Raw genomic sequence first — 14939 nt, forward strand, 5'->3', positions numbered from 1 at the left:
CCGCCCACGGCGACGTGCCGGCCTGCGCCGATCCGCCGCACGACAGGTCCATGAACTCTGCCGGAGAGATCCGTCAATCGACCTGTGCGGCATCATGTTTCAGCTTACGCCAACCGCCCGCGCGATTGTTCGCGATGATCTGCCGCAGCATCGCCGACAGCGCGGGGGCGTTGATCGTCTCCCCCTCGCGAATCGCCACGGTGCGCGCCGTCGTGTTGTCGTGACCGCCCGTGATGATGCCCTCGGGATCGGGCACCATCGCCCCGTCGTAGAGGAATATGTCGACGTGCGTCTTCGTCGCCAGAAGCGCGCAGATGTTTCCGTCGAGGACGAAATACGGTCGCACTCTGCGCTTTACGGTCTCGGTGACATCCCGGTCGGCGGCGTGGACGAGTTCGCGCACCTGGCGGCAGATATCACGCTGCCACGCCGGTAGCGCGTCGATGTAGGCGTCGACGCGCGGATCGGCCACGTAGCTCACCATGCCGGACCCCTGGCGGAGGTCAGCTCTTGCCGGATTTCGCTCCGGACTTCTTCTCGGACTTGGCATCGGACTTACCGTTCGCCTTCTTACCCTTCGGCTTCTGGCCGTTCGCGGAAGCGTCGAGCGAGCGTTCGGCCCCGGATCCGGCCACCGCGGCGACGAGCAGCCCGGACTCGTCGGCATCGACGCGCACGGTGTCGCCCGGGTTCAGCTCGCCACCGAGCACCAGCCGGGACACCTGATTCTCCAGCTGCTTCTGCACCGTCCGGCGTAGCGGGCGAGCGCCGAATTCGGGCTGATAACCGTTCTCCGACAACCAATCCCGCGCCGCGTCGGTGACGTCGAGTTCGATGTCCTGGGCGCGCAGGCGGCGCCGGGGGCCGTCGAGAACCAGATCGACGATGCGGCGCAACTGTTCCTGGTCGAGCCGGTGGAACACGATGGTCTCGTCGATGCGGTTGAGGAATTCCGGCCGGAAATGCTGTTGCAGCCGCTCCATCAACCGCGGGGTGATGGCGTCGAGCTCCGCCGAAGTGGCCTTCAGAATCAGATCCGAACCGATATTGCTGGTCATGATCACGATGGTGTTCTTGAAATCGACCGTGCGCCCCTTGGCGTCGGTGACGCGCCCGTCGTCGAGCAACTGCAGCAGCACATTGAAGACGTCCGGATGAGCCTTCTCCACCTCGTCGAACAGGATCACCGAATACGGCTGGCGGCGAACCTTGTCGGTGAGCTGTGCGGCATCCTCGTAGCCCACATATCCGGGCGGTGCGCCGACCAGCCTGGACACCGTGTGCTTCTCCTGGAATTCGCTCATATCGAATCGGATCAGCCGGTCCTCGTCGCCGAACACCGCCTCCGCCAGCGCTTTCGCCAATTCCGTCTTGCCCACACCGGTCGGGCCGAGGAACAGGAACGAGCCGATCGGACGGTTCGGATCCTTCATCCCGGCGCGGGCGCGGCGCACCGCCTCGGCGACGGCCACGATCGCCTCGTCCTGCCCGATCACCCGCTTGTGCAGCACATCCTCCAGCTGCAGCAGGCGCTGTCGTTCCTCGACCGTCAACTCCGACACCGGAATTCCGGTCTGCTTGGACACCACCTCGGCGATGTCGTCGAGAGTGACCGTCGGCGCCTCGTCGGCGGTGATGTGGCCGACCCGTTCCTCGGCGGCGGCGATCTCGCTCTTGAGTTCGTCCGCCCGGGCGTAGTCCTCGGCCGCGACGGCGGCATCCTTCTCGCGCTCGAGGCGCGACAATTCCTCCTGTGCCGCACGCAGATCCGGGCCCGGCATGCGGGTGCGCAACCGGACCCGGGCGCCGGCCTGGTCGACCAGGTCGATCGCCTTGTCGGGCATGAACCGGTCGGTGATGTAGCGGTCGGACAGCTCCGCCGCGGCGACCAGCGCCTCGTCGTCGTAGTGCACCTGATGGTGCTCCTCGTAGACGTCGGCGAGTCCGCGCAGGATTTCGATGGTGTCCGCTACCGACGGTTCCGGGACCAGCACCGGCTGGAAGCGGCGCTCCAGGGCGGCGTCCTTTTCGATGTAGCGCCGGTATTCGTCGACGGTGGTGGCGCCGATGGCATGGAGTTCGCCGCGGGCCAGCGCCGGTTTGAGCAGGTTGCCCGCGTCCATCGAACCCTCGCCGCCGGTGCCGGCGCCCACGATGGTGTGCAACTCGTCGATGAACAGCACCAGTTCGTCGGAGTGCTCGCGGACCTCGTCGAGAATCTTGGTCAGCCGCTCCTCGAATTCGCCGCGATATTTGCTGCCCGCCACCAGCGAGCCCACATCGAGGGCCACCACCCGCCGGTCGGCCAGGGTGCTGGGCACATCGCCGTTGACGATGCGCTGCGCCAGGCCCTCGACGATCGCGGTCTTGCCGACACCGGGGTCGCCGATGAGTACCGGATTGTTCTTGCGCCGCCGGGAAAGGATTTCCACGGTCTGCTCGATCTCCTCGGCGCGGCCGACGACCGGGTCGACCTTGCCCGCGCGGGCCTCGGCGGTCAGATCCCGGCCGTATTCGTCGAGCGTCGGTGTGTCGGTGGGCTTCTTCTGCCCCTCGGCGACGGGCAGTTTCGCACCCGAAAGAGACTGCGCGGCAGGACTTTCCAGATTGTCGGCAATGCCCAGCAAGATATGCTCCGGGCCGATGTAGCTCGATCCCGCTTCGGCGGCGTTGCGCTGCGCGGTGCGCAGGGCCAGTTTGGCGCCGGGGTCCAGGACGACTTGGCCGCCCGCGGTCGCGGTGGCCTCTCCGCTGCCGGCGGCACCGCGCATCTGCGCGGCGACCTGGTCCGGATCCCGGCCCAGCTGGGCGATGATCCCGCGCGACGGTTCGACCTGGGTGGCGGCGTAGAGCAGATGTTCGGCGGTGACCTCCGGATTACCCCAGTCCTGCGCGGCCGAGCGGGCGATCGCGATCAGCTCCTTGGCACTGTCGCTGAGCAGCCGGCCCAGATCGATGCGCTGTACCGGTGGCTGCGCGGCCATCCCGGGGCCGAAGAAGCGATTGAACAGATCGTCGAAGGAGTTGAACGAACTGGGCCAGGCAGCGGTCATGTCCACACCTCGTATCTCGGAATCTCGTCGTCGCAGCGGCGAGCGAATGGACAGCTACGGTCCGCACCGCCGCACTCACCTCAGAACCACTCCGAAACGGTCGGGTCCAACCGTACTCCCGACCGTCGTTTCCGTGGAGGTCACCGAAGCATCCGTTACTTCCCAGCGATCCCCGTGGAAGTTTCCGGCGATCCATCTGCCGGGAAGTGGGTATCGATGGGAGCATGGGCGCGTCCGGCGAAGATCACGACCGATCGCGCACCGATACCCGGCGGGATTCGACACGTTGATCTTGCCGCGGTGCCACACTCGAAGATGGTTGGGCTCGAGGAGGAACTGTGACTACAGCACCATCTCGCGGCGCCGCCGAGATCGAAGCCGCAAGGCCTTATCCCCGGCGGATCGCCCCGAAGGGTTCGCAGCTCTGGACGATCGTCACGACGACCGATCCGAAGCTGCTCGGCATGATGTACATCGTCAGCTCGATGGCGTTCTTCCTCGTCGGCGGGCTGATGGCGCTGCTGATGCGGGCCGAGCTCGCTCGCCCGGGTCTGCAGTTCCTGTCGCCGGAGCAGTTCAATCAGCTGTTCACCATGCACGGCACCCTGATGCTGCTGTTCTATGCCACGCCCATCGTGTTCGGCTTCGCCAACTGCATCCTGCCGTTGCAGATCGGCGCGCCCGATGTGGCCTTCCCCCGACTGAACGCGCTCAGTTATTGGCTCTATCTCTTCGGCGCCACACTCGCCACCGCAGGATTCGTCACACCGGGCGGCGCCGCCGACTTCGGCTGGACCGCCTACACTCCGCTGTCGGATATCGTGCACTCCCCAGGTGTGGGCTGCGATATGTGGATTCTGGGTCTGGCCGTCTCCGGCCTGGGCACCATCCTCGGCGGTGTCAACATGCTCACCACCGTGATCGTCCTGCGCGCGCCGGGTATGACCCTGTTCCGGATGCCGATCTTCACCTGGAACATCGTGGTGACCAGCGTGCTCGTCCTGATGGTCTTCCCGATCCTCACCGCGGCGCTCATGGCCCTGGAATACGACCGCCGTCTCGGTGGCCACATCTACGATCCCGCCACCGGCGGCAACCTGCTCTACCAGCACCTGTTCTGGTACTTCGGCCATCCCGAGGTGTACATCATCGCCTTGCCGTTCTTCGGCATCGTCACCGAGATCTTTCCGGTGTTCAGCCGCAAACCGATCTTCGGCTACACCGCCCTGGTCTACGCGACGATGAGTATCGGGGCGCTGTCGGTGGCGGTGTGGGCACACCACATGTTCGCCACGGGGGCGGTGCTGCTGCCGTTCTTCTCCTTCATGACCTTCATGATCGCCGTCCCGACCGGGGTGAAATTCTTCAACTGGATCGGCACGATGTGGAAGGGCCAGCTCACCTTCGAAACGCCGATGCTGTGGGCGCTCGGATTCCTCGTCACCTTCCTGTTCGGCGGCCTGTCGGGCGTCATCCTCGCCAGCCCGCCGCTGGACTTCCACGTGACCGACACGTATTTCGTTGTGGCGCATTTCCATTACGTGCTGTTCGGCACGATCGTGTTCGCGACGTTCGCCGGCATCTACTTCTGGTTCCCGAAGATGACCGGCCGACTACTCGATGAACGCCTGGGCAGACTGCATTTCTGGACCACCTTGCTGGGCTTCCACACCACCTTCCTGGTGCAGCACTGGCTGGGTGCGGAAGGAATGCCGCGTCGCTATGCCGACTATCTGCCCTCCGACGGATTCACCACGCTCAACACCGTGTCCACCATCGGTTCGTTCATCCTCGGTTTCTCGATGATCACCTTCGTGTGGAACGTGTTCCGTAGCTACCGCTACGGCGAGGTGGTCACGGTGGACGACCCGTGGGGGTACGGCAATTCGCTGGAGTGGGCGACGACCTGCCCGCCGCCCCGGCACAACTTCTACGAGCTGCCCCGGATCCGGTCGGAGCGGCCGGCATTCGAGTTGCACTATCCGCACATGATCGACCGCCTGCGCGCCGAATCGCATATCGGCTGGGGCGCCCCGCATGCGGAGGTTTACGAGACCGCCCCCGCCGAACAGGAACGGGCCTAGATCGTCGGGACCGCCGGTGGCGGCAGCGGTTCCAGCGGGCCGAGCCTGCGATGGACCACGTGCTGCTGCACGAAGGTCCAGGTATTGCTGGTCGCGAAGTAGACCAAGATGCCGACCGGCATCACCAGGCCCGCGACCAGTGTGCCCAGCGGAAACAGCCACAACGTCATCGCGTTGATCAGCCGCATCTGCGGGGTGATCTCGAGCTGGCGAGCGATCGACGCCCGCGCGGTGCAGTGGGTCGCGACGGCCGCGATGAGTACCAGCGGGATCGCCACGACGGCCACCGACGCCACGCTGTCGGTGGAGGTCAGCGTCGCCGACAGCGGTGCGCCGAACAGATCGGCGTGCAGGAACGACCGCACCTGCTCCGGTGCGAACACGTAATTCGCGGTATCGGCGTTCTGCGCCGCGGACATCGCCGTGGTGTTTCCGAGGAACGGCACATACGAGCCGCCGCCGGTGCGGTCGAAGGAATGCAGCACATGCAGCAGTCCCAGGAACATCAGCAGTTGCACGAGCACCGGCAGGCAGCCGCTGAGCACGTTGAAGTTGTGCTGCTGCTGCAATTTCCGGGTCTCGACGGCCAATCGCTCGCGGTCGTCGCCGCATTCGACGCGCAGCTGCCGCATCTTCGGTTGCAGAACGGCCATCGTGCGGGAGAACCGGACCTGAGCGAGGAACGGCCGATACAGGGCGGCGCGCAGGGTCACCACCAGCATGACGATCGCCAGGGCCCAGGACAGGCCGCTCGCGGCGCCGAACAGGACGGCGAATCCGGTGTGCCAGAGCCAGAGAACGGCGGCGACCGGGTAGTACACGAAATCGAGCATGGGATATCACCTCACTTCGAGGCACCCGTGAAGGTACGGGCGAGTGAACAGGGGCGGCTGGACAGCTGCGCGTTCACTGCGGCCGGCTGGGAGCACCGGCGTGGGTGACGCGCGATCAGCTCCAGCGACCCGGTGCCCTGGGCCGCACCCGGCCCGCCGTATCCGGATTGCTCTGTCGCAGAAAAGATCCCCGCCGCCGCTGCTGCGCCGACACGGGTGGTCCACTGCTGACACCGATCGGCTGCAGTCGCACCCGGCTGGAGTAGGCGGCGACCACCGCCAACGCGAGAACCGCCGCGGCGGCAACCGCCAGCAGTGAATTCGGTTCGCCCGCAGGCATGATCGTGGCGGCGACCACGGACAGTACGAGGGCGCACAGCATCAGCGCCGTCGAACGGATCCGCATCACCATGACGATCAGGGTACCGAACGGCACGGCGCACCGAGCTGAGCCGACGGCCTGGTGTCCGGGCACAGGGACCGACGGCAGACCCGGCAAAACGCCCACAGCGAACCAAGCACTTGCTAGTGTCGGAGCGATGATCTCGACGATCGTCTGGGGTACGGGCAATGTCGGCCGTGCCGCGATCCGCGCCGTGCACGCGCACCCCGAACTGGAATTGACCGGGGTGCTGGTGCACGATCCGGCCAAGGTGGGGCGCGATGCGGGCCGGCTGGCCGGACTCGACCACGACCTCGGTGTCGCGGCCTCGGCCGATGTCGACGCCCTGCTGGCACGCCATCCTCGCGCGGTCGTGTACGCGGTGTCCGGCGATATCCGGCCCGACGACGCCCTGCGCGATATCGTGGCCGCGATCCGCGCGGGCGCCGTGGTCGTCACCCCCGCCCTCTACGCGCTCTACGATCCCCGCAACGCTCCCGCCGAGGTGCGCGAGCCGGTGCTGGCGGCGATCGCGGCGGGCGGTGGTTCGCTGTTCGTCTCGGGTATCGATCCCGGGTGGGGCAACGATGTGCTGCCGCTGCTGGTGAGCGGGCTCGGTCACCGGGTCGACACGATCCGCTGCCAGGAGATCTTCGACTATTCCACCTACGACCAGCCGGATTCGGTGCGCTACCTGGTCGGGATGGGACAGCCGATGGACTACGAGCCGCCGATGACCGCGCCCGGTGTCCCGACGATGGTGTGGGGCGGTCAGATTCGCCTGATGGCACGCGCCCTGGGCGCCGAACTCGACGGCATCCGCGAGACGCTGGACCGGCGTGCCCTCGGCACCACGGTGACCACCGCGGCGATGGGTGACTTCGACGCGGGCACCCAGGGTGCGGTGCGGTTCGAGGTGCAGGGCATGGTCGGCGGCCGGCCGCGCATCGTGATCGAACACGTCACCCGCATCCACCCCGACTGCGCACCCGACTGGCCGCGCCCGCCCGACGGCGCGGGCGCGCATCGCATCATCGTGGAGGGCGATCCGCGCATCGAGGTGACCGTCGAGGCCGAGACCGAGGGCGGTAACCGCGCGGCCGGCGGAAATGCCACTGCCGTCGGCAGATTGGTCAACGCCATCGACTGGCTGGCCGCGGCCGAGCCCGGCCTCTACGACGCCCTCGACGTCCCCTTGCGCCCCGCGGTCGGCAGATTCGCGAGCGACCCATCCGAAAGGACACCGCAATGAACATCGACATCCCCGAGGGGACGGATCCGATCGGCTACGTCTGGGGTGAGATGGTGCCGGGGATCGGGCCCGCCGCCTCGAAACTGTCGCTGGCGGTCTACTCCCACAGCACCCTCGGACTGCGAGAGTTCGAGGCGGCGCGGCTGCGGATCGCACAGATCAACGGCTGCCTGTTCTGTCAGGACTGGCGCACCGAGCGCGACGGGCAGAAGGTGGAGATCGGCTTCGAGCAGGCCGTCACCGATTGGCGCACAACCGATTCCTTCGACGACCGAACCCGGCTGGCCGCCGAATACACCGAACGCTACGTCCTCGACCACCACAATCTGGACGACGAGTTCTGGGCCCGGATGCGTGCGCACTACAGCCAGGCCGAGATCGTCGAGCTGAGCATGTGCATCGGTTCGTGGCTGGCGTTCGGCCGGCTCAACCGCGTCCTCGGACTCGACACCGTGTGCGTGCTGCCGGGCCACTGAGGGTCCGGGCGCTGCCCGGGGGTGCTACTGCTCGGGCGAGGCCGTCACTGTTTGGGCAGGGCCCCGGCCATTCCGCCGACGTCGGTCACCTTCCAGCCGCTGCCGGGATCGACGTCGACCGTGTAGGTGACGGTGGTCTGCGCGCCCTGCGGCGTCTGTGCGCTGGTGGAGTTCACGTCGAGGAAGACGTCGACCTTGTAGACGCCGTTCTCGTTGCTCATCACCTTGGCCGCGATCGGGGTCGCCGACGACGTCCACTTCAGCGGGACCAGGATCTCCTGCAGTTTCGGTGCGGTAGCGTCGAATTTCCCGGCCAGCTGCGGCGAGGTGCCGGCCTTCAGCTTGCCGATCCACGCGCCGACGTTCCGGTAGTCGATATTCGAGGCGCCGACCGCGTAATCGGTGGCGACCTGCTCGGCATGCTGCTGCGCGGCCGCCCGGTCGTCGCGGTCGCGCAGATCGCCGCGCGCCGACAGCCACAGCGATCCGAAGACCGCGGCCGGCGCGATCAACGCCACGCCGGCCGCCACGGTGGCGACGGTCGACAGCCGGATCGACAGTGTGCGAGGCGTTTTCGTGGTCTGCGCGGTGGTCTCGGCTGCGGTTGTCTCGGCAGGCGCGGCCGCGGAGGACTCGGCCTCCGCGTCGACTGCCCGCTTCGGTTCGGTACCGATGTCGTTCGACATGGCGTCCTCCTTCTCGGTGGTACTACTTGACATTGATGCGCACCCGCACGGTTCCGTCGGTGCCCACATCGTCGAGGGCCTGCGTGATCAGATCGGAGATGTCGATGCGCGGCGCGGAATCGGTGGTCGCCGCCGCCAGCGGCGCGAGCGCCGGGCCCAGGGATTTCAGTTCCGGACCGAGTTGCGCCAGCCGGTCGGTCAGCTTCGCCAGGAACGGCGCCAGGCCGTTGCCCTCGGTGTAGCTTTCGGCGGGACGGGCGTCCACCATCCGGCCCACCGCCGCGACCAGATCGTTCAGGGCGTGGGTGAACTGCACGAACGCCGGTGCCGCCGTACTCGTGGCCGGACCGGCCCACTCGATATCGGCGGCGGCGGCCTGAAAGCTGTTGAGCAGATCCGCGATCCGCGGGCTGCGGCTCATGATCGCGGCGGCCAGCAGATCTCCGGAACGGGTCAGATTCGGAATCGCGGCGTCGGTGCCGTTCAGCGCGGAGCTCGCGGTGGCGACCAGCGAGCCGACCACCTCGGGATCGAGCTGGTTCATGGTCTTGGTGACCAGCCGCGCGACGTCCGGAATCGACAGCGGCATGCGCACATTCGACGTTTCCAGGCGCTGGCCGTCGTGCAGGTAGGGCCCGTTGCCCGAGGTGGGCCGGAATTCGACGTACGGTTCGCCGAGGGCCGACAGATGTTCGATGGTCACGGTGCTGTCGGCCGGCACCCGTTTGTCCGCGGCCAGCCGCATCCCCACCTCGACACCCGCGGCGGTATGCCGCACGGCGGTGACGCGGCCGACCTCGAGTCCGGTGAGCAGCACCGGCGATCCGACACCCAGACCACCGGAATCGGTCAGCACCATGGTGGTTCGGTTGTAGTCGGCGAACGGGTCGGCTCGTACGACGCCGAAGGTCAGATAGCTCGCTCCCAGGACGGTGATCGCGACGATACCGCCCAGCGAGGTCAGCGCACCCCACCTCATCGCACCACTCCGATCATCCGCAGCGTCGCCAGGATGCGGTCGGTCTGCTGATCGGGCGGCACCTCCGCGGACGCGTCCGAGCGCACGCCGACGATATTCACCTTCGGCCCACGTTCGACGAACGGAATCACCTTGTCGCGCAGCAATTCCACGACCGCCTGCAAGTTCGAGGGACGGCTCAGGTCCACCGGTCCGGCCGAGAGCAGCAGCGGCGCGAAGGCTTGGGCGGCACCGTCGGCGCCGCGCAGCACCGGCCCGAGCCAGGTCAGCGACGCACCCACCGGCCCCAGCCCACCGAAGATCTTCGTCACGCCGACGATGGAATCGGTGATGCCGTTCATTCGGTCGACGGAGGTCCGGCTGAGGATGTCGTCGAGTTCCGGCTGAATATCGTGCAGCACCTGAGCGTTGGTGCCCAGACCGTTGAGCAGCGCGTCGACGCTGTCCAGGTTGTTCGACAGATCCGTGGCGTCGGTGGCCATGGTGTGCGAGATGCGGGCGGTCTGCGCCGGATCCTGCGGCAGGGTGCGATTGAACTGCTCGATGACGTCCTGCAGTTGAGTCACCGCACCGCCCTGGGTGAAGGCGGCGATCAACGCCATCGTATCTTCCAGTTGCACAGGCGGTTTCGACTGCGCCATCGGAATCGTGGACCCGTCGTGCAGCAGGGTGCCGAAACCGTTCGGCGGGGTGGTCAGCGCGACGTGGATATCGCCGAGCACCGTGTTCTGCCGCAGTTCGGCGACGGTGGTCGCGGGTAGTCGCGCCGCTGTCGAGATGTCGGCGTCGACCACGACGTAACCGCCGCGTCCGCCCGAGGCCGCCGGATTCACGACGGTGACCCCGGAGACCGTGCCGACCTGCGCGCCGTTGGCCATGATCTTGGCGCGCGCCGGCAGGTTCAGCACATTCGAGAACTCGATGCGCACGTGGTAGGTCGGGCCGGACACGGTGGTTCCCGGTACCGGCACCGACGACGGGTCGAACGCGCATCCGGCGGCCGACACTGCTGCCGCCAGGACGATCGCCGAGCCGGCGGTGAATCGCCGAAACCTCATCGCGCACCTGCCATTCCGAATATCAGGGCCGCCATGTCCACCTTCGCCAGGCCGTCGGCGGCGGTGCAGCGCCCGGGGGCGAGCGCGTCGATCGCCGCGCACACCTGATCGGCGTGTTCCTGCGGAATCGCCACCTTCGGCGGGGCGTAGCCGATGCCGGAGTCGCCGATCGTGTGCACGATCCGGGCGAGAACCGGTGTCAGCGAGATCATCTGGGCCAGTGAGCCCACATTCGCGCGCAGGAATTTCACCAGCGGAACGGTGTCGTCGAGGGCGCGCATGATCGGATCGCCGAACAGGGTGGTGATGTCGTCGAGCATCGGCAGCACCTGCCCGAGGCCGTCGAACAGCGCCGCGCCGGGCCGCAGCAGATCCTCGGTGGCCTGGTCCAGGACCGGCCCCAGGCGGGTGAGCATGGTCTTCAATTCACCCCAGTGCGCCTCCACATCCTTGGACACCGAGGCGAACGCGTCGAAAATGCCTGCCAGATGGGCGATATCGGCATCGGGCGCGGACAGCGCGGTAGCGAGTTTCTGCACCAGCGCGTTGATCTGCGGTCCGGTGCCCGCGGTGGCGTCGTTCAACGAGGTGAGTCCCCGCGCCAGGGCATCGGGGTGCGCGGCGTCCGGGCCCTGGATCTGCGACGACAACGCGGCCAGCGCGTTCAGGGTGTCGCTGATGCTCTTGGGCGTCAGGGTTTTGGTGAGGCAGCGGGCGGGATCCCAGCGTGCGGTCTCCTTGCCACCGGACACCACCGCGAGTTCGCGGGAGGCGACGATGCTGTCCGACAGCGTCGTCGCACCGGCGTCGGCGAGGATCGGATGATCGGATCGGACGTCGAATTCGACCTTGACCGCATTGCCCTGTGTGGCAACGGATTTCACGGTACCCACGGTGATGCCGCGCATCGTGACCTGGTTGCCGGGATAGAGCCCGACACTGTCGGGCATGATCGCGCAGTAGGCCGTGGTCGCCCGCATCGGCTGGAAGGCGACGAGATAGCCGACCGCCGCGACCGCGACGACGGCCACCGTCCCGGCGATCGACATGAAGGCCCGCGAACCGAGCAGCTTGTGCAGCATCAGCAGTCCTTCCCCGGCACCGGAATACACAGGTGGGCGGCCGGTGCGCCGACCGTCTGCCCCGACTGGTCGACCGTGACCGCGTCGTCCGCACCGCTGAGTTGCGCGAACTTCTGCTGCAGGCTCCGCACCGTCCCGATCACCGGCTCGAGTTCGCCGCCGAGCTTTTCCAGCTGCGGCAGCGCGTCACTCAACTGCCGCAGTTTCGGTTTCAGCGCCGAATCGTAGGTGGGCGCCAGTGCCGCGACCCGCTCGATCACCGCGCGCAGCAGCCGCACGCCCTCGCGCAGTTCGGCGCGCTTGTCGACCAGCAACGTCTCCATCTGGTTGACATTGACCATCAAGCGGCCCAGGTCGTGTTCGGCCCCGTCGTACATCGTGACGTATTCGTCGGCGACCGCGATCGCGTCGGTGACCTGGGTGCGCTGCCGGTTGAGCGCGTCGACGTAGGTGCCGAGCGTGTTCAGGGTGGTGCGCAGCGCATCCGGCGCGGCCTCGATGGAGGTGTCCAGGGCGGCCAGATTGCGGCGCAGCGTGTCGCCGTCGATCTGCCGCAGCGGTTGCGCCGCATCCTGGAAGGTCTGCACGAGGCTGTAGGGCAGCCGCACCCGATCCATCGGAATCGGCTTGTCTCCCAATGGTTTACCGCCCACGGGAAACAGTGCGACATAGTTGCCGCCGACGATGGTCAGCATCCGGATCTCCAGCGTGGACTGATCGCCGACGAAGACGTCCGAATCGACGGTGAACCGCATCCGCACACGATCCGGATGCAGCTCGAGCGATTTCACCGTGCCGACCGGGATACCGGCGACCCGAATATCGTCGCCGACCTTCACCGACTGCGCTTCGGACAGTTCGGCGGTGTAGGTCTTCTTGCCGAACGGCACCACGTAGAGGATGCCCGCGGCGGCCGCGCAGACCACCACGAGCGCGACGCCGACGATACCGAGCCGGATTTCGCGCCGGCGGATGGTCGCCGCATCCGCCACGCGCCTATCCCGCGACCGGAAGAGATTCGCCCGGAACAGTTTCAGCCGTTGCATATCGCCACCTGCTGTCCCGCGACGAGCACCCGCACCGCCTGCGGCAATTCGGCATTTCCCTTGGAGCACTGCGGTTTCCAGCCCGCCACCGGCTTCGGCGTCGCCGCGTCGAGCCCGCCGAGCAGGGCCGGCAACTTGCCGAAGACGTCCACGGCCTCCTTCGGGTCGGGGAACAGCCGCCGGATCAGTGCGTCGACGTCGTTGCCGGACTGCAGGCCGAGGGCGTCGAACAGGCTGTCCAACGGTCCCAGCACCGACGGCGCGGCCATCGCGAACTGCGCCAGCCCCCCGATGTTGGTCTGCAGGGCCTGGAAGATATCGGTGAGCCGGGCCAGCAGCGGCACCAGATAATGCACCCGCCCGCCGACGCGCTGCGACAGATCCGACATGTTGTGGATCAGGGCGCCGATCACCTGCTGGCGGTCGTCCACATAGGAGGCGAGCCGGCCGATCGCGGCCAGCACCGGTTCGACATTGCTGCCGTCGCCCTCGATCAGCGCGACCATACTGGCGCTGAACTGGTTGATCGCTTCCGGGGAAATGGTGGCCAGCACCGGTTTCAGGCCGTTGAACATGCTAGTGACATCGAACGACGGCACGGTGTGGTCGATGCCGATCGTGCGTCCGGCCGGCAGCCGCGTCCCCGGCTTCGGCTGCTGCTGCAGGTCGATATAGCGCTGACCGGTGAGATTCTGATAGCGGATGGCGAGCTTCGAATTGTCGAAGATCGGCGCATCGGTCTTCAGCGACAACCGGACTCGTGCCAGTGTCCCGTCGAGGGAGATGTGCTCGACCTTGCCGACCTGCACGCCGAACTGGCGCACGTCGTCGCCCACCTTCAGCCCGTTGGCATCGGTGAACAGCGCCTGATGCGTAGCGGTCTCGCCGCCGACGGGCCGCTTGATCGCGGTGAACACGACCGACAGCACGACGATCATCACCACGGCGGACAAGCCCAGCCGCCAGGCGGCGGCGCCCACCTTCATCGGATCCCTCCCAGCAGCGGTGCCGGCACCGGCACGCCGCGCACATCGATTTCCGTGTCGAGCACCGGGCCGTCCGGGGTGTCGCGCAGGCCGGCGCGCAGGCGGCGCACGAGTTCGGCCAGATCGGCGCCGGACTGCTGTGGCCGGGGGACCATCCGCGCCAGCACCGCGAGGACCGGAGCCACCGCGTCCGTGCTGCCGGACAATTCGGATCCGGCACGAGTGCCCAGACCGGCCAGCGCGGGCAGGACCGAACCGGTCAGCGCCGACGTTCCGGCGTCGTAGGAGGCCCGATTGTTCTGCAGCCGTGGGATATTGCGGATCAGGTCGAGGACCTGGATGGTCGCGCCCGCGAAGCGGCCGCCGCCGTCGAAGGCCGGGCCGAGCCGGCCGACCAGTTCGGAACTGGGCATCTTCTGGTTGTCGGTGATGGTCTGTGCCACCGAGATCAACGCCTGGGCCAGCGGCGTGAATCCGCGCACGTCGTTGGAGACCTGGGCGATCACCGTGGCCATCTGCGGGGTCAGGAGTGCGTTGCCGGTCTGCGACAGCCCACGCAGCAGTCCGCCCATGGTCGCGTCGTAGACCGCGTCGGCGTGCTGCCCGGTGAGGTCGATGGTGGAGCCGCCGCGCAGCGGGGCGCCGCCGGAGCCCGGCCGCAACTCGATCTCGCTGATGCCGAACAGATTCGCCGGCGCGTAGTCCACCCGCAGGCTGTCGTCGATACCGTGCAGCTGAGATCGGTCCAGTCGCAGCGTGATTCGCTGCGTGCCGCCGTCGGCGGGCACGATCGCCGCGACCTCACCGACCTGCACACCGTCCACTCGCACCGGTGTGCCGGTCAGCACCCCGTCGCCGATCTGCTCGGTGTGCAGCGCGATGCGCAGGCTGTCGTCGGCGCGCAGGCCGCGATAGGCCAGCGAGGCGATCGCGACGGCGGCCACGAGCGCGATCGCCACGCCGCCGACCAGCAGCGAGCGCCGCTTGTCCACCGCCACTCCGGGCATTCCGTAATTCGGCAC

Annotated in this window: 14 protein-coding genes; 3 read left to right on the forward strand and 11 right to left on the reverse strand. The window is 67.4% G+C overall.

The genetic code is table 11. The annotated features are described in order from the left end of the window. Nucleotides 1-73: 73 nt before the first annotated feature. Nucleotides 74-484, reverse strand: a complete 411-nt coding sequence (locus tag A5789_RS24030; protein WP_197516702.1) for a DUF1801 domain-containing protein — start codon at nt 482-484, stop codon at nt 74-76. 19 nt (nt 485-503) lie between these two features. Continuing rightward, nucleotides 504-3053 carry an ATP-dependent Clp protease ATP-binding subunit gene (locus A5789_RS24035; RefSeq protein WP_064903036.1) on the reverse strand — a complete coding sequence of 850 codons (2550 nt, stop codon included), beginning with the start codon at nt 3051-3053 and terminating at the stop codon, nt 504-506. 338 nt (nt 3054-3391) lie between these two features. Here A5789_RS24035 and ctaD point away from each other — a divergent pair, with 338 nt between their 5' ends. Beyond that, complete coding sequence (ctaD, locus tag A5789_RS24040; protein WP_082856844.1) at nt 3392-5137, forward strand: cytochrome c oxidase subunit I; 1746 nt, start codon at nt 3392-3394, stop codon at nt 5135-5137. On the opposite strand, the gene yidC is transcribed toward ctaD, so the two are convergent. Continuing rightward, nucleotides 5134-5970 (reverse strand): membrane protein insertase YidC, encoded by an 837-nt coding sequence (gene yidC / locus A5789_RS24045; RefSeq protein WP_064903038.1) that lies wholly within the window; start codon nt 5968-5970, stop codon nt 5134-5136. The genes ctaD and yidC overlap by 4 nt on opposite strands. A gap of 115 nt (nt 5971-6085) precedes the next feature. Then, on the reverse strand, nt 6086-6382 hold the full coding sequence (locus tag A5789_RS24050) for a DUF6412 domain-containing protein (RefSeq protein WP_063012305.1): 297 nt from the start codon (nt 6380-6382) through the stop codon (nt 6086-6088). 127 nt (nt 6383-6509) lie between these two features. On the opposite strand from A5789_RS24050, the gene A5789_RS24055 reads away from it, so the two are divergent. Beyond that, nucleotides 6510-7604: a dihydrodipicolinate reductase gene (locus tag A5789_RS24055; RefSeq protein WP_064903040.1), complete on the forward strand. Its 1095-nt coding sequence runs from the start codon at nt 6510-6512 to the stop codon at nt 7602-7604. Continuing rightward, nucleotides 7601-8080, forward strand: coding sequence for a carboxymuconolactone decarboxylase family protein (locus tag A5789_RS24060; RefSeq protein WP_064903042.1), 480 nt, complete (start codon nt 7601-7603; stop codon nt 8078-8080). The genes A5789_RS24055 and A5789_RS24060 overlap by 4 nt, the downstream gene beginning before the upstream one ends. Before the next feature lie 44 nt (nt 8081-8124). On the opposite strand, the gene A5789_RS24065 is transcribed toward A5789_RS24060, so the two are convergent. From A5789_RS24065 to A5789_RS24095, 7 genes are read right to left on the reverse strand one after another with little or no spacing between them, the layout of a single operon-like run. Beyond that, the gene (locus A5789_RS24065) at nt 8125-8766 is read right to left on the reverse strand and encodes a hypothetical protein (protein WP_063012169.1); all 642 of its coding nucleotides are present in this window, start codon (nt 8764-8766) and stop codon (nt 8125-8127) included. A 22-nt stretch (nt 8767-8788) separates the two neighbouring features. Continuing rightward, the gene (locus A5789_RS24070) at nt 8789-9745 is read right to left on the reverse strand and encodes an MlaD family protein (protein WP_063012171.1); all 957 of its coding nucleotides are present in this window, start codon (nt 9743-9745) and stop codon (nt 8789-8791) included. Beyond that, a complete protein-coding gene (locus A5789_RS24075) occupies nt 9742-10803 on the reverse strand; it encodes an MlaD family protein (protein WP_063012173.1) in 1062 nt (353 codons plus the stop codon). The genes A5789_RS24070 and A5789_RS24075 overlap by 4 nt, the downstream gene beginning before the upstream one ends. Further along, on the reverse strand, nt 10800-11885 hold the full coding sequence (locus A5789_RS24080) for an MlaD family protein (RefSeq protein WP_064903078.1): 1086 nt from the start codon (nt 11883-11885) through the stop codon (nt 10800-10802). Before A5789_RS24080 ends, A5789_RS24075 begins: the two co-directional genes overlap by 4 nt. After that, nucleotides 11885-12931, reverse strand: a complete 1047-nt coding sequence (locus tag A5789_RS24085; RefSeq protein ID WP_064903044.1) for an MCE family protein — start codon at nt 12929-12931, stop codon at nt 11885-11887. Before A5789_RS24085 ends, A5789_RS24080 begins: the two co-directional genes overlap by 1 nt. Continuing rightward, nucleotides 12919-13917, reverse strand: coding sequence for an MlaD family protein (locus tag A5789_RS24090; protein WP_064903045.1), 999 nt, complete (start codon nt 13915-13917; stop codon nt 12919-12921). Before A5789_RS24090 ends, A5789_RS24085 begins: the two co-directional genes overlap by 13 nt. Continuing rightward, complete coding sequence (locus A5789_RS24095) at nt 13914-14939, reverse strand: MlaD family protein (protein ID WP_082856845.1); 1026 nt, start codon at nt 14937-14939, stop codon at nt 13914-13916. Before A5789_RS24095 ends, A5789_RS24090 begins: the two co-directional genes overlap by 4 nt.

Origin of the sequence: Nocardia sp. 852002-51101_SCH5132738 (genome assembly GCF_001665695.1) — a bacterium.
Lineage (GTDB): Bacteria > Actinomycetota > Actinomycetes > Mycobacteriales > Mycobacteriaceae > Nocardia > Nocardia nova.

What these genes read in the sequence shown, in the direction of transcription:
- A5789_RS24030 (WP_197516702.1), bottom strand. Translation starts at nt 484, where the DNA reads ATGGTGAGCTACGTGGCCGATCCGCGCGTCGACGCCTACATCGACGCG.
- A5789_RS24035 (WP_064903036.1), bottom strand. Translation starts at nt 3,053, where the DNA reads ATGACCGCTGCCTGGCCCAGTTCGTTCAACTCCTTCGACGATCTGTTC.
- yidC (WP_064903038.1), bottom strand. Translation starts at nt 5,970, where the DNA reads ATGCTCGATTTCGTGTACTACCCGGTCGCCGCCGTTCTCTGGCTCTGG.
- A5789_RS24050 (WP_063012305.1), bottom strand. Translation starts at nt 6,382, where the DNA reads ATGGTGATGCGGATCCGTTCGACGGCGCTGATGCTGTGCGCCCTCGTA.
- A5789_RS24055 (WP_064903040.1), top strand. Translation starts at nt 6,510, where the DNA reads ATGATCTCGACGATCGTCTGGGGTACGGGCAATGTCGGCCGTGCCGCG.
- A5789_RS24060 (WP_064903042.1), top strand. Translation starts at nt 7,601, where the DNA reads ATGAACATCGACATCCCCGAGGGGACGGATCCGATCGGCTACGTCTGG.
- A5789_RS24065 (WP_063012169.1), bottom strand. Translation starts at nt 8,766, where the DNA reads ATGTCGAACGACATCGGTACCGAACCGAAGCGGGCAGTCGACGCGGAG.
- A5789_RS24070 (WP_063012171.1), bottom strand. Translation starts at nt 9,745, where the DNA reads ATGAGGTGGGGTGCGCTGACCTCGCTGGGCGGTATCGTCGCGATCACC.
- A5789_RS24075 (WP_063012173.1), bottom strand. Translation starts at nt 10,803, where the DNA reads ATGAGGTTTCGGCGATTCACCGCCGGCTCGGCGATCGTCCTGGCGGCA.
- A5789_RS24080 (WP_064903078.1), bottom strand. Translation starts at nt 11,885, where the DNA reads ATGCTGCACAAGCTGCTCGGTTCGCGGGCCTTCATGTCGATCGCCGGG.
- A5789_RS24085 (WP_064903044.1), bottom strand. Translation starts at nt 12,931, where the DNA reads ATGCAACGGCTGAAACTGTTCCGGGCGAATCTCTTCCGGTCGCGGGAT.
- A5789_RS24090 (WP_064903045.1), bottom strand. Translation starts at nt 13,917, where the DNA reads ATGAAGGTGGGCGCCGCCGCCTGGCGGCTGGGCTTGTCCGCCGTGGTG.